We start from the raw sequence: 15884 nt of genomic DNA on the forward strand, positions 1-15884 counted from the left end.
TTGCTGCGAGGTGCATCTAGCGGGCGAATCTGCTTATCGCGGGCGGTAGCGTCCACGCCGCGGCAAATTGAGGGCTGTCCGCCCAGCTGCGGATGTGGAACCATTTGGCAAATGAAGGACGACGATCCCGAAAAGCGGATCCGCGAGTTAGAACGTGAGCTTGCCGACGTCACGCGGCCCCCGCAGACCCCGCCCCCGTACACCGGCGGCGAGGCCTACACGGAGAACCCTCCGCCCTACACAGGCGGCGCGACCTACACAGCCCCTCCGACCTACACAGCCCCTCCGACCTACACCAGCGGCCCGACCTACGGCGGCGGCGCGTCGTACCCCTGGGGCGCCCCGCAGCCGCGGCGCAGGTCCTACCCCTGGTACCTCGTCCTCGTGCTGCTGGCGGTCGTGGTGCCGATCATCATCAGCCTGGTGATGATGTTCACCAGGTCGTCCATGGGGAGTTCGATCTCGAGGGGCGGCGCGGGCCGGACGACGTCCAGCGGTCCCACCGCGGTGCCGTGGGGCGGCGAGCTGCGCGTCAGCGACAACTCGCAGGCCAGGACCATCTCCTGCAACAACGGCAAGCTCACCCTCGCCGCGTACGACAGCAAGTACGTGATCACCGGGCACTGCGCCAGCCTCATCGTGGGCGGCTATGACAACAACGTCACCGTCGACAACGCCGACGCCATCGAGTCGACCGGATACAGCAACGTGGTCCGCGTCGACACCTGCAACGACGGCAACCTGAAGATCTCCAGCTACGGCAACGAGTTCAACGTCACCGGCCACTGCGCCGGCCTCGCGATCTCCAGCTACAACAACAAGGTCAACCTCGACAGCGTCGACGCAATCACCGTCTCCGGGTACGGCAACAACATCACCTACCACACCGGCACGCCGAAGGTCACAAACTCGGGCTACGACAACAACATTCAGCGGGGCTGAATCGCCGGCGGTCCGTCGGCCGCTGAAACGGGACCCACGCTAGGTCTCGGCGCAGCGCTGGCGTACCGTTGAGAACGAGCTTTTCGTTGTCAGCGCTGCTCATCCACGGATGGCATCCACAGGCAATGCGATTCCTCCGTCGCCCCAGCACCCCGGGGCGGTCGATGCCGACCGTGAAGGAACTGCCCGTGGACACCGCAGTATCAATGCCCCACCTCCGGGGCCGGCACGGAACCAACCCGATCCGGGTGTGCGTGGCGCGCGAATTGGGCCACGACATCGACGGCGCGTGGTGGCCGCGCGTGGACCGCATCGCCAATGAACTGCCTTCGCTGGTCACGGTGCTGACCCCGCTGCTCGGCGACATCAAATCCATCAACGTCAACTGGTCGCCGCTGCAGCGACCGCCGGACCTGAACTGGCCGGGATGGGAGCAGAAGCGCCAGCATGTGATCACCTTCAACGGCTGGGATGCGTGCGCCAACCTGCTGATCGTCCCCTACGCCACCAACACCGCGCTCGCGCTGATGGTGCTGCGCCTGGCCGCCGATCTGCCCATCGACACCGCGGACCGCAACAAGCGTGCCTTCGTGAACGCCGGGTCGATTCTGTGCGCGGCCCAGCGGCAGTGCGACCTGGCAGCGCCGACACAGGCCTGATTGAGACAACCCGTAGATAACAGAGCGGCCGCTCTGTTATTCTGCTGAAGTGCCCCGCCCACGCGTCCACGACCAGGATCAGATCCTTGATGCCGTCGAGCTGTTGGCGGCGCAGTCCGGGCCTACCGCCGTCACGATCCGCGCGATCAGCGACGCGACCGGCGTGTCCAACGGCGCGCTCTACCACTCGTTCGGCTCGCGCGCGGGCCTGGTGGGCCGCGCCTGGCTGCGGGCCGGGCACCGATTCCTCAGTACGCAAAGCGAATTAATTGACGCCGCGCTCGACGGCGACGCCGCCGAAGCGGTGGTCGCCGCGGCCGAGGCGCCGGCGGTGTTCGCCGAACAGCATCCGCACTCCTCGCAGCTGATCCTGACGGTGCGCCGCGACGAGCTGTTGGGTCCCGAGACGCCGACCGAGATCGCCGCCCAGTTGCGCGATCTGGATCGGCTGCTGGTGCAGGCGATGATCCGCTTGGCCCGCGCCCTGTGGGACCGCAAGGACGCCACGGCCGTCGACGCCATCACCATGTGCATCGTCGACCTGCCGACCGCAATCCTGTTAAACCGCAACCGGATCCACGATCCCGACGCGCGAGAACGACTGCGCGCCGCGGTCCGCGCCGCGCTGGCCGTCGGGCCACCGCCGTTGCGACGCAGAAGCACCGAAAGGAACAAGAAATGACACCCACACTGGCCTGGGACGACAAGATCGCCGTCGTCGACCTCGGCGAGGACGAAAACCGGTTCTCGCCGGAGTTTCTCGACGCCATCAGCGCCCACCTGGACGAGATCGAACGGGCCGGCGCCCAGGGCCTGGTCACCACCGGGCGCGGCAAGTTCTACACCAATGGGCTGGACCTGGATTGGCTTGGCGCCCACGGCGACCAGACGCAGTCCTACGTCGGGCGGGTGCAGGCCCTGCTGGCCCGCGTGCTGACCTTCCCGACGCCGACGGCCGCCGCGGTCACCGGGCACGCCTTCGGCGCCGGCGCCATGCTCGCGATGGCCCACGACGTGCGCGTGATGCGCGCCGAGCGCGGCTACTTCTGCTTTCCGGAGGTCGACATCCGGATCCCGTTCACCGACGGCATGGCCGCGTTGATCCAGGCCAAGCTCACCCCGCGGGCCGCGATCGCGTCGATGACCACCGGGCGGCGCTTCGGCGGGCCCGAGGCCGTCGAGTTCGGCATCGTCGACGCCACCGCGGGCGAGGGCGAGGTGGCCGCCGCCGCCATCGACCTGTTGCGCCCGTTGTCCGGCAAGGACCCCGGCACGCTCGGCGCGATCAAGCAGACCATGTTCCGCACCGCGGCGCAGGCGCTGACGAACGTCTGAAATCTATTCGCCGGAGAACCGCTCCCACGCGGACTGCCGCGTAATGCCCAGCGTCTGACCGATTTTCGCCCAGGTGGTTCCGCGGCGGCGCAGCTCGCGCACCCAGGCGCGCAGGTCGGCCTCGACCTGCTGGGCCACCACCGCCATGCGGGGGATGTGGTCGAGCATCTGCTGATCGCTCCACGACTCCCAGATCGGCATCCGCGGCTCGTTCGGTTTGTCGCGATACTTGTCGATGATGGCCTGGGACAGGTCGATGCATTCGTTGCAGATCTGCACGCCCGGCCCGGCCACGAGCTTGTCGACCTCGGCGTTGGACTTGCCGCAGAACGAACACCAGATCTTTGCGGTCTGCTTGCTGGTAGGGCTCATTAGGACTTCCCGGTTGTCAGGCTGTGCCTGAAAAGGGTCCCTCGGGCGCTGGTGAGCAGACGCAGAATCGCACGCGCGCGGCCCGCGCAGTGCGATTCTGCGTCTGCTCGCGCAATGGGGCCGAGTTATGTCGCCGAGCGCCTTGTGATTTCGCTCGCGCCAATGAACCGGACCCACTTGGGATCCGTCTGCATGGTGTCCATCAACGCTTGGAGGTTTGGTGACCAAAGACGGCCCGCACGGCGAGTCAGCAACGACCCTTATTCGGCAAATCGGCGCGCTAGAACGGCTTTTCTACCGCTACGGCGAACGCAACCCCGACCATTTCCTGGTGGTCGCGGAGTTCGGCGAAGTGCTCACCGCGGACCGGCTGAAACGCGCGCTGGCCGCCGTTCAGCGGCGACATCCCCTGTTGTCAGTACATGTTGAGGATCGCCCGGGCACACGCCTGGGTTTTTATCGCGCGGCGACCGTCGCACCGATCGAGCTGACCATCCGCCGCGGGGTCGGGTGGTCGTGGCACGCCGCCGCCGCCGAGGAGCTCAGCCGGCCGTTCGATCGGTCGCGCGCGCCGCTGATGCGGGCGTCGTTGGTGCAGGGATCGGCGAGCAGTGCGCTGTTGCTGACGTTTGACCATGCCATCGCCGACGGGATCTCGTCCGTACTGGTCCTCGAGGACGTGATCGCCGCGCTCAACGGCGAGGCGCTGCCGAATTTGCCTGTGCCGCAAGCTCTGGAGCAGATCATCGCGGGCACGCTGGGGGACACCGATCCGTTCGATCCCGACGAGCTGCCCGACGATCCGAGGATGCGAACGCCCAGTGCCATCCGCTACTTCGATGGCGCCTTGACCAATGTGCACACGATGGCGATCGGACCCCTGGAAACCGCGAGGTTGGTTGGGCGCTGCCGCGCGGAGCGCACCACGGTGCACGCGGCGTTGGTGGTGGCGATGTGCCGGGTGCGCGCCGCGCTGTGCAGCGAAGACTTTGTGCGCGTGCTGAATCCAATCAACATCCGGGCGCTGATCGGAGTCGAGCGGGATTGCGGGCTCTACATCCAGGCGACGTGGACGGGATTGTCCCCGTGGGACGGGGTTGCGTTCTGGGAGCAGGCGCGCGCGACGACCGCCCACCTCGAGATGGCCAGGTCGGCGCGCGGGATCCGCACGTCCTCGCTGGGCATCGAGCAGGGGGTGCCTCTCGACGCCGAAGTTCACGACGCCGAGGAGCTTTTCACCCAGATGTTCCCGTGGGAAATGCTCGTCTCCAATCTGGGTGTGCAGAACCTGGACGGGGCCGGCCCCCTGCGGCCCACGGCGGTGTGGGGACCAGTCGTCCAAAGCCAGACCGACGGCGAGTACGTCACCGGGATCACCACCTACGAAGGCGCGCTGCGGATGGTGACCTGTGGCTACAGCGTGCCGACCACCTTCCTGAAGAGCGTCTGCGCCGCCCTGCTGGCCGCCGTCGACGAAATCTAGAAGTTGTTACCATCGCGCGGGTGAGCCAACGGCCCGTTTCACGGCGCGATGCCCTGAGGTACGCCGGCGTCGCCCCGGCGCTGCTCGGCGCCGCCTTGGCCTCCGCGCCCCGCGCGGGCGCCGGCATCTCCGGCATGGGCGTCTTCCTCGACCCGGGCCACAACGCCGTCAACGACGCCTCGATCAGCCAGCAGGTCCCGAACGGCCGCGGCGGCACCAAGGAGTGCCAGACGTCGGGCGCCGCCGCGGACGACGGCTACCCCGAGCACGCGTTCACCTGGGCCGTCGTCGGCCTGATCAGCGGCTCGCTCAACCAACTCGGCGTGCGCACCCAGCTGTCGCGCGACAACGACAGCTCCGTCGGCCCCTGCGTCGACGCGCGTGCGGCCGCGGCCAACGCGATGCACCCCGACGCGATCGTCAGCGTCCACGCCGACGGCGGCCCCGCCTCCGGCTCGGGATTCCACGTGAACTACTCCAGCCCGCCGCTGAACGACGTCCAGGCCGGCCCGGCCGTCCAACTCGCGCGCACGATGCGGGATGCCCTGGTGCAGGCGGGCTTTCACCCGTCGACGTACGCCGGCTCGGACGGCCTGTACGGCCGCGCCGACCTGGCCGGGCTCAACCTGGCCCAGTACCCGGCCGTCCTGATCGAGCTGGGCAACATGAAGAACGCCGACGAGGCCGCCCGGATGCAGAGCGCGGACGGTCAGGCGAAGTACGCGGCCGCCGTCACGCAGGGGATCGTCGCGTTCCTGAACGCCAAGGGCCCGTCGTAGCTCAGGCGCCGAACCCGCCGGGCGTCCTGGCGTCGCCGCCGAGATGGCTGGCCGCGAAGGCCGCGCCCTTGTCGATCATCGCCCCGTCGGAGGCGTAGGTGTCGTGCGCGGCGAAGTTCATGCCGTCCGAGCACACCGGGTCCTCGGGCGCGCACACCTTGATGGTCTTGCCCTGATACAGCGGGCCGATGGCGACCGGGGGCTCGTTGAGGAAGTTCATCGCGCGGACGTTGGGCATGCCGAACAGCACCACCGACGAGACGTGGTCGGCCACGGCGGGATCCATCGGCTTGGGCACGGTCGCGGGGTCGACCCCGTCCGGCACGGCGGACGAGGTGACGAAGCCCATCACGGCCGCGCCCTGCGAGTAGCCGCCGAGCACCATCTTGGTGTTGGGGCAGGTCTTCGCCATGTCCTCGACGTGGAAGCCCGCATCTCTGATGCCGTCGAGGCCGGTGCCCCAGTCGTTGCTGGCGGGGTAGTTGACGGCATAGACGTCGAGCGACTTTCCGCCGATGCGCGAGCGGAGGTTGTCGACGAATGCCTGCCCGGTCGGGCCGAGGCCGGGGTCCTCGCCGGTGCCGCGGGCGAATACCACCTGGGCGTCCGGACATTGGGCGGAGGCGACGGGGAGGGCGGGCCCGACGACGGCGGCGCTGACCGCCGACGTCGCGGCTGCCACGGAAACAGCGAAGCGAGTGATGTGACGTGCAATCATGCCAAGTTATTAGCCAGTATAGGCAGCGCCCAAACCTGGGAGTTTCCTTGAACTTTCATAAATTTTCTCTGGCATCGCAACGCGTCAATCGGCGTCGAGGAATTGATTCACCGCCTGGACGAATTCCGTGGGGCAGTCGCGCACGAGCCAGTGCCCGCAAGGGTCTAAGACTCGCACCTGCCCATCCTGCACGAGCCGCGCAGCGCGAATCGAATCCGCGACCGGCACGAGCCGGTCATCGCGCCCCGCCAGCACCAGCGTCCTCGCCGTGATCCGGGGCAGCCTGGACACCAGCGACAAGCCCTCCGGTCCGGCGCCGAACGCCCATCGTTGGGTGGCGGCGAACGCTTCGCCCGCATGCGGTCGCTTGCCGCTGATGATGACCGCGTCGATCAAGTCGGCGGACAGAGCCGAGGCGTTCTGCATACCGAGGCTGGCGCGCAGCTGCGCGCGAAGAAGCCTGCGGCCCAGGCTCACCGACACCCTGTTCATTCGGTTTCCCAGCCGCGGATGGTTGGCGACCCACTGGGCGGTGCGCATGAACTTGTACTTCTCGGTGATGCCGCCGGGATTGATCGCGATGATCCGGCGCACCACATCGGGGTTCGTGATGGCCACTTCGAGGGTGATCCAACCCCCGAGCGACAGCCCCCCGAGATCGACTCGATCGAAGCCATAACTTCGAATCAGGTCTTTGACCCAGTCGGCATACCAAGGGATGGAAAACGACGAGTCCGGGAACTCGGTTTCGCCGTACCCGGGCAGGTCTGGAGCGATGACCCGCCGGCGTTGGCCGAGCTCGGCCAGCGCCGAACCGAACGACACCAGGGCCGAGTCGAGGCCCCCACCGTGCAGCAATATCAATGGGGTGACGCGATTGCGGGGGTCGACCTCGAACACCCGGGTGCGGATGCCTTGAACGACGATGTCGCGGGCGTCCACGCCGGGGGGTGCAGGCGAGGTCTTCACTGGGCCTCGTCCGTGCTCTGGTGCAGCCACACAAATTCGTGGATTCCCGTCAACCGCAGCATGATCCGGGAACCGATCGGCCACGACCGCATCGCCTCCCGCCCGGAAATGAGCTCGGGCCGCTCGAGCCGATAGGTGCGGCCCCGCCACGCGAGCCTGCCCGTCCCGGCGGCCATCAGATTCCTATACCAGTCGGTCTGCGGGCCGTACCCCAGCGGCAGCAGGAATCCGTCGCCGAAGGGATTCGCGCCGAGCGGCGTCTGATAGACGCGCCCGCTGCTGCGCCCCTGGTGGGTCAGCAGCCCCCATGAGGTTCGCTCGGTTCCCGCGATCTTGCGGGTCTGGCCGTTGTAGGTGGTGAGGAACTTCTTGAACCAGCCACGGTCGAACAGCACCTCGCGGTTGCGCCGGATGATCCGTGGCATCAGCACAAGCCAGGTCAGGACCAGACCGCCGACGGCGAGAGCAAGGATTCGTGGACGATTGGTCATGGGCATCCCCTTCAATAGACCAGCTGGGCGATCATCGTGACGACGATGAGCACCAGCACGGCCGCCCCGATGCCGTACACCTGCCGGCGCGGGGTGACCCGCTCCGGCAACGGGTTCCGCTGCAGCGCGTGTTGGCGTTGCAACGCGATCAGGTAGGTGCCCAACGCGACCACGGCGGCCAGAAAGGCCGGGACCAACTGCCACGGCCCGACCGGGCCGTGCAGGTTCTTGACCATCAGCAGCGCGCCGTTGGCCAGGAACGCGAAGGACGTTCGGGTCCAGGCCAGCACCGTCCGATCGGCCGGCTCGTTGGGCGGCGCTGTCGCCGTGGGGTCGCTCAACCCATGACCGCCTTGGCGATCACCAGCCCGATCGCGACCAGCCCCACCACGCTCAGCCCCACCGCCAGGTAGGCCGGTGTGGGATGGCGGGGCAACGGATCACCGTGGCGCATCGCGTGGTCGGCCTGCCGCCAGCGGATCAGCCCCATGCCGCTGGTGAGGGTCGCCAGCACGGCTAGCCCGATGCCGAGCGCGCGGCGCGCCCCGGGGACGGTCAGCTCGGGAACCAGCTGCACCAGGGCGACCGCCGCGGCGAGCAGCCCCAGCGCCGTGCGCTGCCAGGCCAGGAAGGTCCGCTCGTTGGCGAAGGTGTAGCGGTAATCGGGCTCGCGCTCGTCAGGTTCGGCCACGAACTACCCCGCCTCGGCATGGAAGGTCAAGCGTTTCGACGCCGCAGATCTTAGCCTGCATGATGGGGCTTGTGGTCAAGGCGCTGTTGTTCGACGTGCAGGGGACGGCGACGGATTTCCATTCGACCGTGTGCGACGAGGCGGCGCGGATTAGCGCGGGGCGCCACCCGGGCGTCGACTGGCCCGACGTGGTGCGGCGTTGGCGCGCAGGCTACTTCGCGGCGCTGGAGGGGTCGCAGGGGAGTGACTGGGTGTCCGTGCACTCGGTGTACCGCCGCGCGCTGGACGCCGTCCTGTCCGACGGCGGCATCACGGGCTTTTCGGACGCCGAGCGCGAGGAGCTGACCCTGGCCTGGCAGCGGTTGCGGCCGTGGCCGGACGTCGTGCCCGGGCTGACGCGGTTGAAGCGCGCCTACACGCTGGCCACACTGTCGAATGCCGACGTGTCAGCGGTGGTCAACATCTCCAAGCGCGCCGGCCTGCCGTGGGATGCGATATTCGCCGCCGAGATGGCCGGGGTGTTCAAGCCCGACCCGGCGATCTATCGCATGGCCGCGACCTACCTCGGCTTGCAGCCCGCCGAGATCATGATGGTGGCCAGCCACAAGTACGACATCCGCGCGGCGGGCGCGCTGGGTTTCGCGACGGCCTTCGTTGCGCGGCCGCTGGAGTTCGGGGCCGGCGGCGACGTCGACGTGGCCTACTCCGACGAGTTCGACGTCAACGCGGCCGACTTCCTGGACCTGGCAGCACAACTCGGCTGCTAGGCGGAAGTTAGTGAGGGGTCGGGCTTTTCCGACGACATCGACAGGAAGCCGCGCACGCAGCGTGCGGCCAGCCACCAGTTCGCCGGCTTCTTCATGTCCAGCCCGCCCAGCAACTGCTTGATCATGGTCAGCGTGTCGAAGTAAATACGTTCGCAGACAAGCGTTTCGGTGTCGTCGAACACGAAGTAGGCGTTCATGCGGACCCGGAACCGGCTGCCGGTGGGCGGGACCTTGCCGAGATACCCGCGGTGGGTGCCCATCAACCAGAACTCCACGATCACCGCGTCGGCGCTGTGCCGCAGCGCGATGATTTCGTGGTCCTGGTCGGGGAACGCGGTCCGGGTGTAGACGTAGTAGCCGCGCACCGCCTCGTCGCCGTCGTGAACGATCATCTGCGGGATCAGCTCGTAGCGCGGGTGCGGGAACGTCGCCAGCACGTCGTCCCAGGCCTGGCGGACCTCGTCGTGGAAGTGGTCGAGCACGAGCTTCTCGCGGGCGGCGAGCACCTCTGCAGGGGGAAACGCGGGAATGGTCACGATGTTTAGGATAAACGGGCGCTTCGTAATTCAGACTGCATCGACGAATGAGTGCACGGCGAAGCAGCGCCGCCCGTTAAGGAGGTCAAGGTCCTCTGTCGGCGGCGCATGACGCCACGTTCAGCGCCAATTCATCGGTGGGTGCGGTCAGATAGCGCTGCACTGCGGGCCCGACCAGCGCGACGACCTCTTCGGAGCTCAACGACGACAGCGGCGGCACGCGCATGACATACCGGAGCATCGCCATGCCGACGAGGTTCGTCGCCGCGAGCATCGCGCGTAACTGCGCCTCGTCACCTCCGCCCAGCGCTGCGGTCACCGTGGCCATCACATAGCTTTGTAGAAATTCTCGAAAGGCCTCGTGGGCATCGCTGTTCGACGTCGCCGACTGCAGCATGGAGACCATGCCGGCGGCCGTATCGGGCTGCTCCCAGATGCCCAGGTAAGCCCGGACAATGCGGCACCCTAAGTCGCCATCGGTCCCGGCAAGCTGTTCAGTGATGACATTGGGATCGAGCACCAGCTTCAGCGACTCGCGAAACAGCTCCGCCTTCGAGCCGAACAGGTAGATCAGCATCGCCGGATCGACACGAGCGTCCTGAGCGATCGCACGCAACGTCGTCTTCTCGTAGCCGTGCTTGGCGAACTGACGCTTGGCCGCGCGCAGGACTGCGTCGCGCGACACCGGTTCGCCTTGACGCCTACCGCGGCGCTTCTCCATCGCGGCACGTGACGGCATGTTACGACGATAACATTTCAATAGTCATTGAAATAACTCCCTGCATAAATTACTCTGCTGCCATGATTTCAACAGATATTGAAAAAATCGTCGCCCATGGCGCGGAGCCATCGGCTGGGCGGCAACGCGATGAGCAGTGTTGGCGCCCAGGGTCCGCTGAGTCGGGGTAGGCGAATCGCGATGTCGTATCTGGTGGCGGTCCCGGAGATGTTGGCTTCGGCGGCGACGGATTTGGAGAGTCTCGGGTCGACGATCGGCGCGGCCAATGCGGCGGCGGCGGCCCCGACCACCGCGGTGGTGGCTGCCGCGGGTGATGAGGTGTCGGCGGCCATTGCGTCGCTGTTTTCTAGCCACGCGCAGGCATTTCAGGCGCTGAGCGCGCAGGCGGGGGCGTCCTATACCCAGTTTGTGCAGGCACTGAGCGGTGCGGGCGCCTCGTATGCTGCCGCCGAAGCGGCTAATGCGTCGCCGTTGCAGACCCTCGAAGACGGCGTGCTGGGCGTGATCAATGCGCCCACCCAGCTGGTGTTGGGGCGCCCGCTGATCGGCCCCGGCGCCGACGGGGCACCGGGCACTGGGGCACGCGGCGGGGCGGGCGGGATTTTGTGGGGCAATGGCGGTAGCGGTGGGTCGGGTGCGCCCGGGCAGGCCGGCGGGGCTGGCGGAGCGGCGGGGTTGATCGGTACCGGGGGCACTGGCGGGACGGGCGGGTTCGGCGCCTCCGGTGGTCGCGGGGGTAGCGGGGGATGGTTGTGGGGCAACGGCGGGTCCGGGGGTGCGGGCGGGGTCGGGGGTAGCGGCGGGGCGGGCGGTAGTGCGCTGTTGCTCGGTAATGGAGGCTCAGGGGGTGGGGGCGGGGACGGCGCGGCCGGCGAGCTCGGGGCCCCGGGCACGCTGGGCATGCCCGATGGCGGTCAGGCCGGTAGCGGCGGCGCCGGCGGTAACGGTGGGCCCGGCGGTAACGCCGGATTGTTGTACGGCGGTGGCGGGGCCGGCGGCCCAGGTGGTGCGGGTGGAGCCGGCGGGGAAGGCGGGCTCGGCTACAGCTACGCCGGCACTGGCAGCGGGGCCGCTGGGGGTGCCGGCGGCCAGGGCGGGGCCGGCGGGGCGGCCGGGGCCGGCGGCGCGGGCGGGGCCGGCGGCTTTGTGGGCCCGCACGGCAGCGTCGGCCACTACGGCAACGGCGGTCAAGGTGGCCAGGGCGGGGCCGGCGGCCAGGGCGACACCGGTAACGGCAGCGCATTCAGCGTCGGCGGCCAGGGCGGCATCGGCGGCCACGGCGGCGCCGGCGGCAGCAGCGGGGCGGGCGGCGCGGTCGGCCAGGGTGGCGCCGGCGGGACAGGCGGTGACGGTGGCAACAACACCGCAACCGCGGCCTCGAGCAACGTGATCTCCGGCGGCGGCGGAGGGGGCGGCGGTGCCGGCGGCGGCGGCGCCGCGGGCGGATCAGGCGGCACTGGCGGCACCGCCACCACCACGGATTCCGTCGGCGTTGTCGTTGCCACCGGATCAGGCGGCGCCGGCGGCCAAGGCGGCGCTGTCTCCGACGGCACGGGCGGCACGGGCGGTGCCGGCGGCGGTGGCGGCACGGCCTTCAATAGTGTCGCTGCCGGCGGCGGCGGAGGAGGAGGCGGAGGCGGCGCCGCCGGAATAGGCGGCGCCGGCGGACAAGGAGGCGGTGCCAGTGGCGGCGGCGGCACGTTCTCCGGTGGCGCCGGCGGGGCAGGCGGCAACACCGGCACCGGCGGTGGGGGCGGCGGAGGCGGCGCCACCAACGGCGGCGGCGACGGTGGCCCCGGCGACGCCGGCGGTGTCGCCTCCGGCGGAGCGGGCGGGCCGGGCGCTCGCCTCAACAACGGAGGCGGCGGTGGCGCCGTCGGCGTCGGCGGCACCGGTGGCGCCGGCGGCGTCGGCATTAGTGGCGCCAACGGCAGCGGCGGCCAGTCGGGCTAACACCGACTGGTGGGAGTCCACCAGCGCGGCGCCGACGGCTTTAGATAAACCCGCGAGCAGACGCAGAATCGCACTCCACGACGCGAAATCGTGCGATTCTGCGACTGCTCGCGAGGAGAAGGCGAGGGGCTACCAGCGCACCAGCGAGAAGGGGTAGATGTTCACCCCGCCTGGCGAGCCGCCGCAACCGGTGGCGAACGTCGACTCCACCTGGCCCTGCAACGTCACCGCATCCCAGGAGTACACGTCATGCGAGGGAAGAAACTGCACCACGCAGCGCACGCCGTCGGGGACGTCGACGGTCAACGTGTAGCGGCCGTCGACCAGAAAGGCGTTGCCGTCGTAGGGCGCCGCCTGCCCGTTGGGCTGCGGAACCGCCGAAACGTGAACGCATCCCGCTTGGCCGTCCACGCACTGCCGGACCGACCACATCCAGATGTGGCCGGGATCGCGGTTGGTGTCGACCTTGTAGTTGCCCAGCGTCATGCCCGCGTGAGCGCTCGGCGCCAGCGCCACCGCGGCGATGGCGAACGCGGCGCTTGCCGTGAGTCTCTTCACCGTTCAGCTCCTCGGCGTCCACGCGACCGGCAACCTCTTGATGCCGTGGATGAATTGCGACAACAGCATCGAGGGTTCCTCGACGGCGACGATGTCGGGGATCTCGCGGCGCAATTCGTCGAAGACGACCCTGATCTCGCGGCGGGCCAGGTTGGCGCCCAGGCAGAAATGCGCGCCGCCGCCGCCGAAACCGAGATGCGGGTTGGGGTTGCGCGCCACGTCGAACATCCACGGGTTGGCGAACTTTGACTCGTCGCGGTTGGCCGAGTTGTACCACAGCGCGGCCTTGTCGCCGGCCCTCAATTGGACGCCGCTCAGCTCGACGTCGCGGGTCACGGTGCGGCGCATGTAGACCACCGGCGAGGCCCACCGCACGATCTCCTCGACCGCGGTGGGCGCCAGGCCGTCGTAGTCGGCCCACCACTTGTTCCGCTGTTCGGGGTAGCGCGACAGCGCCAGCACCCCGTGGCTGATCGCGTTGCGCGTCGTCTCGTTGCCCGCGACCACCAGCAGGATGAAGAACGACGCGATCTCCTGCGACGTCAGCCGCTCGCCGTCGACCTCGGCCTCGACCAGGCTCGTGGTCAGGTCGTCGTGATGGTTGACGCGGCGATCCTCGGCCAGCGCGGTCGCGTAGGCGCCGATGTCCATCGAAACCTGGGTGAACTCCTCGAAATCGGTCGACAGGTCGGGGTCGCCGAACCCGAGAATCACGTTGGTCCAATGGAATACGCGCTGATGGTCGTCCTCGGGGATGCCCATCATGTCGCAGATGATCTGCAACGGCAGGGGACCGGCGAGCTCGCTGACCAGATCGGCCTCGCCGTCGGGATGATTGGCGATCAGCCCCGCCACCAGCCGGTGCGCCCGCTCGCGCACCGACGCCTCGATGCGCGCCACCACCTTCGGCGTGAACGCCCGGCTGACGATCGAACGCAGCCGCTGGTGTCGCGGGTCGTCCGTCACGATCATCGAGCCGAAATACTCGGCCAGCTCCGGCATCTGGTCGCCGATCGTGATGCCGCCGGCGGAGCTGAAGACGTCCGGATGGCGGCTGGCGTAATGCACGTCGTCGTGCTTGGTCAGCGCCCAATACCCGTTGCCGGCCTCGAACCCCTCGTACTCGACCGCCGGCCAGAACGAGAGCGGCGCCTCGCGGCGCAGGGTGGCGAACGCACCGTCGCGATAGTCGTCGTCGTACCCCCAGAACTCGAGCGACTCGAGATGAATGTCGGCCAGCGGGATCTCGGGCGGCGGCGCCCCATTCGCGCGAGTCGCGATACCTGTCTTAAGTGACACGGTCGGCCGCTATCAGTGCGTACACACGGTTCTGGCCGGCGCCCCCGTCGTCGCCGTCGCGTCGCTGACCACGTTGCCGTCGAGCTTGATCTTGCACGAGATGGGACCCGGCCCCTGGGCGCTGAGCGCGAACACCTCGCCGCCGAATCCGGTGAACTGGGTCGACCAGGGCAGCTTGACGTTCACCGCGTGCTGCTGGCCGTTGTCGGACTGGTAGGAGATGTATTCGGCGACGCCGGGGCCGCTCACCTCGTAGACGACGCGGGGGTTGTCGGGCACGGCGCCGGCCACGCCGCCCGCGTTAGCGAGCCCGACGCCGATCGCCAACAGGATCGAGGGCCCGCGCAGATGACTGGTCATGGTTTCACATCGTGTCACCACAAACATCGCCTGGTCTATAGGGTGAACCGGGGGCTTGAGGCTCAGGAAGGTGTGTATGTCGGGACACGACCCAAAGCGCGTGGTGGTCTGGGGCACCGGATTCGTCGGCAGCATGGTGATCGCCGAGATCGTCAAGCACCCACTGTTCGAGTTGGTGGGCGTCGGCGTCAGCAACCCCAACAAGATCGGCCGCGACGTCGGCGACATCTGCGGGCTGCCCGAACCGGTGGGCATCATCGCGACCGACGACGTCGACGCGCTGATCGCGCTGCGGCCCGACGCGCTGGTGCACTACGGCCCGACGGCGATGCACGCCGACGCCAACATCGCGCTGATCACCCGGTTCCTGCGGGCCGGCATCGACGTCTGCTCGACCGCGATGACGCCGTGGGTGTGGCCGACCATGCACCTCAACCCGCCCAACTGGATCGAGCCCATCACCGAGGCGTGTGAGCTGGGCGGATCGTCGTGCTTCACCACCGGCATCGACCCGGGTTTCGCCAACGACCTGTTCCCCATGACGCTGATGGGCGTCTGCTCGGAGGTGCGCCGGGTGCGCGCGTCGGAGCTGCTGGACTACACCAACTACGAGGGTGACTACGAGGTCGAGATGGGCATCGGCCGCGAGCCCGAATACAGCCCGATGCTGGAAAATCCCAGCGTGCTGATCTTCGCGTGGGGCGCCACCGTGCCGATGATCGCGCACGCGGCGGGCATCATGCTCGACGAGATCACCACCACCTGGGACAAGTGGGTGACGCCCACCGAGCGCACCACGGTCAAGGGCATCATCAAGCCCGGGCACGTCGCGGCCGTCCGGTTCACCATCAACGGGATCTACAAGGGCGAGACGCGCATCCAGCTCGAGCACGTCAACCGGATCGGCAACGACGCCGCCCCCGACTGGCCGTCGGGCCACGACAACGACGTCTACCGGGTGGACATCGAGGGCACCCCGAGCATCTTCCAGGAGACCGCGTTCCGGTTCACCGACGGCTCGGGCCGCGACCCGGCGACGGCCGGGTGCCTGGCCACCGGGATGCGGGCGCTCAACGCCGTGCCGGCGGTCAACGACCTGCGCCCCGGCTGGGTCACCCCGCTCGACCTCCCGCTGATCGCGGGGGCCGGCTCCATTCGCTGACGGGGCGACATAGCGACGGCTGCGCCGTTATACAGCTCACGCATAGCATGCGCAGAGACTGGCTATAGGTT

The 15884-nt window shown here is 68.5% G+C and carries 20 protein-coding genes; 9 read left to right on the forward strand and 11 right to left on the reverse strand.

What is annotated here, in order from left to right:
• The first annotated feature begins 111 nt into the window (after positions 1–111).
• The 4 genes from AC5Y7V_RS16370 (at position 112) to AC5Y7V_RS16385 (ending at position 2936) form a co-directional block, all read left to right on the forward strand.
• Entirely contained in the window at positions 112–942 is an 831-nt protein-coding gene (locus AC5Y7V_RS16370; protein WP_499881093.1) for a DUF3060 domain-containing protein, read from the forward strand.
• A 206-nt stretch (positions 943–1148) separates the two neighbouring features.
• The gene (locus AC5Y7V_RS16375; RefSeq protein WP_499881387.1) at positions 1149–1601 is read left to right on the forward strand and encodes a DUF5994 family protein; all 453 of its coding nucleotides are present in this window, start codon (positions 1149–1151) and stop codon (positions 1599–1601) included.
• Between the two features lie 49 nt (positions 1602–1650).
• On the forward strand, positions 1651–2283 hold the full coding sequence (locus AC5Y7V_RS16380; RefSeq protein ID WP_499881094.1) for a TetR/AcrR family transcriptional regulator: 633 nt from the start codon (positions 1651–1653) through the stop codon (positions 2281–2283).
• A complete protein-coding gene (locus tag AC5Y7V_RS16385) occupies positions 2280–2936 on the forward strand; it encodes an enoyl-CoA hydratase-related protein (protein WP_499881095.1) in 657 nt (218 codons plus the stop codon). The genes AC5Y7V_RS16380 and AC5Y7V_RS16385 overlap by 4 nt, the downstream gene beginning before the upstream one ends.
• Before the next feature lie 3 nt (positions 2937–2939).
• On the opposite strand, the gene AC5Y7V_RS16390 is transcribed toward AC5Y7V_RS16385, so the two are convergent.
• Entirely contained in the window at positions 2940–3308 is a 369-nt protein-coding gene (locus AC5Y7V_RS16390) for a ClpX C4-type zinc finger protein (protein ID WP_499881096.1), read from the reverse strand.
• Between the two features lie 220 nt (positions 3309–3528).
• Here AC5Y7V_RS16390 and AC5Y7V_RS16395 point away from each other — a divergent pair, with 220 nt between their 5' ends.
• Both AC5Y7V_RS16395 and AC5Y7V_RS16400 read left to right on the forward strand, forming a co-directional pair.
• Positions 3529–4791, forward strand: coding sequence for a condensation domain-containing protein (locus AC5Y7V_RS16395; protein ID WP_499881097.1), 1263 nt, complete (start codon positions 3529–3531; stop codon positions 4789–4791).
• A gap of 20 nt (positions 4792–4811) precedes the next feature.
• The gene (locus AC5Y7V_RS16400) at positions 4812–5570 is read left to right on the forward strand and encodes an Rv3717 family N-acetylmuramoyl-L-alanine amidase (RefSeq protein ID WP_499881098.1); all 759 of its coding nucleotides are present in this window, start codon (positions 4812–4814) and stop codon (positions 5568–5570) included.
• 1 nt (position 5571) lies between these two features.
• Here the strand turns inward: AC5Y7V_RS16400 and AC5Y7V_RS16405 are convergent, their stop codons facing one another.
• The 5 genes from AC5Y7V_RS16405 to AC5Y7V_RS16425 all read right to left on the reverse strand — a co-directional run bounded on the left by AC5Y7V_RS16405 (position 5572) and on the right by AC5Y7V_RS16425 (position 8439).
• Positions 5572–6288 (reverse strand): cutinase family protein, encoded by a 717-nt coding sequence (locus AC5Y7V_RS16405; protein ID WP_499881099.1) that lies wholly within the window; start codon positions 6286–6288, stop codon positions 5572–5574.
• A gap of 84 nt (positions 6289–6372) precedes the next feature.
• Positions 6373–7257, reverse strand: coding sequence for an alpha/beta fold hydrolase (locus AC5Y7V_RS16410; RefSeq protein ID WP_499881100.1), 885 nt, complete (start codon positions 7255–7257; stop codon positions 6373–6375).
• On the reverse strand, positions 7254–7748 hold the full coding sequence (locus AC5Y7V_RS16415; protein WP_499881101.1) for a nitroreductase family deazaflavin-dependent oxidoreductase: 495 nt from the start codon (positions 7746–7748) through the stop codon (positions 7254–7256). Before AC5Y7V_RS16415 ends, AC5Y7V_RS16410 begins: the two co-directional genes overlap by 4 nt.
• An 11-nt stretch (positions 7749–7759) precedes the next feature.
• The gene (locus tag AC5Y7V_RS16420; protein WP_499881102.1) at positions 7760–8089 is read right to left on the reverse strand and encodes a DUF202 domain-containing protein; all 330 of its coding nucleotides are present in this window, start codon (positions 8087–8089) and stop codon (positions 7760–7762) included.
• A complete protein-coding gene (locus AC5Y7V_RS16425; protein WP_499881103.1) occupies positions 8086–8439 on the reverse strand; it encodes a YidH family protein in 354 nt (117 codons plus the stop codon). Before AC5Y7V_RS16425 ends, AC5Y7V_RS16420 begins: the two co-directional genes overlap by 4 nt.
• A 59-nt stretch (positions 8440–8498) precedes the next feature.
• Here AC5Y7V_RS16425 and AC5Y7V_RS16430 point away from each other — a divergent pair, with 59 nt between their 5' ends.
• Positions 8499–9206 carry a haloacid dehalogenase type II gene (locus AC5Y7V_RS16430; RefSeq protein ID WP_499881104.1) on the forward strand — a complete coding sequence of 236 codons (708 nt, stop codon included), beginning with the start codon at positions 8499–8501 and terminating at the stop codon, positions 9204–9206.
• Here AC5Y7V_RS16430 and AC5Y7V_RS16435 read toward each other — a convergent pair.
• Together AC5Y7V_RS16435 and AC5Y7V_RS16440 are read right to left on the reverse strand one after the other, a co-directional pair.
• Positions 9203–9742, reverse strand: a complete 540-nt coding sequence (locus AC5Y7V_RS16435; protein ID WP_499881105.1) for an ester cyclase — start codon at positions 9740–9742, stop codon at positions 9203–9205. The two genes, AC5Y7V_RS16430 and AC5Y7V_RS16435, sit on opposite strands and share 4 nt — an antisense overlap.
• Before the next feature lie 85 nt (positions 9743–9827).
• Positions 9828–10481 carry a TetR/AcrR family transcriptional regulator gene (locus AC5Y7V_RS16440; RefSeq protein ID WP_499881106.1) on the reverse strand — a complete coding sequence of 218 codons (654 nt, stop codon included), beginning with the start codon at positions 10479–10481 and terminating at the stop codon, positions 9828–9830.
• A gap of 180 nt (positions 10482–10661) precedes the next feature.
• Here AC5Y7V_RS16440 and AC5Y7V_RS16445 point away from each other — a divergent pair, with 180 nt between their 5' ends.
• Complete coding sequence (locus tag AC5Y7V_RS16445; RefSeq protein ID WP_499881388.1) at positions 10662–12434, forward strand: PE family protein; 1773 nt, start codon at positions 10662–10664, stop codon at positions 12432–12434.
• Between the two features lie 129 nt (positions 12435–12563).
• Here the strand turns inward: AC5Y7V_RS16445 and AC5Y7V_RS16450 are convergent, their stop codons facing one another.
• Genes AC5Y7V_RS16450 through AC5Y7V_RS16460 form a run of 3 tightly spaced genes read right to left on the reverse strand, consistent with a single transcriptional unit; the run spans position 12564 to position 14651 of the window.
• Positions 12564–12959, reverse strand: a complete 396-nt coding sequence (locus AC5Y7V_RS16450) for a hypothetical protein (protein ID WP_499881389.1) — start codon at positions 12957–12959, stop codon at positions 12564–12566.
• Between the two features lie 36 nt (positions 12960–12995).
• Positions 12996–14291, reverse strand: coding sequence for a cytochrome P450 (locus tag AC5Y7V_RS16455; RefSeq protein ID WP_499881107.1), 1296 nt, complete (start codon positions 14289–14291; stop codon positions 12996–12998).
• A 12-nt stretch (positions 14292–14303) separates the two neighbouring features.
• A complete protein-coding gene (locus AC5Y7V_RS16460; RefSeq protein WP_499881108.1) occupies positions 14304–14651 on the reverse strand; it encodes an MmpS family transport accessory protein in 348 nt (115 codons plus the stop codon).
• 76 nt (positions 14652–14727) lie between these two features.
• Between AC5Y7V_RS16460 and AC5Y7V_RS16465 the strand changes: the two genes are divergently transcribed.
• The gene (locus AC5Y7V_RS16465) at positions 14728–15813 is read left to right on the forward strand and encodes an NAD(P)H-dependent amine dehydrogenase family protein (protein WP_499881109.1); all 1086 of its coding nucleotides are present in this window, start codon (positions 14728–14730) and stop codon (positions 15811–15813) included.
• The last annotated feature ends 71 nt before the right edge of the window (positions 15814–15884 follow it).

Source organism: Mycobacterium sp. NGS34 (genome assembly GCF_059812845.1).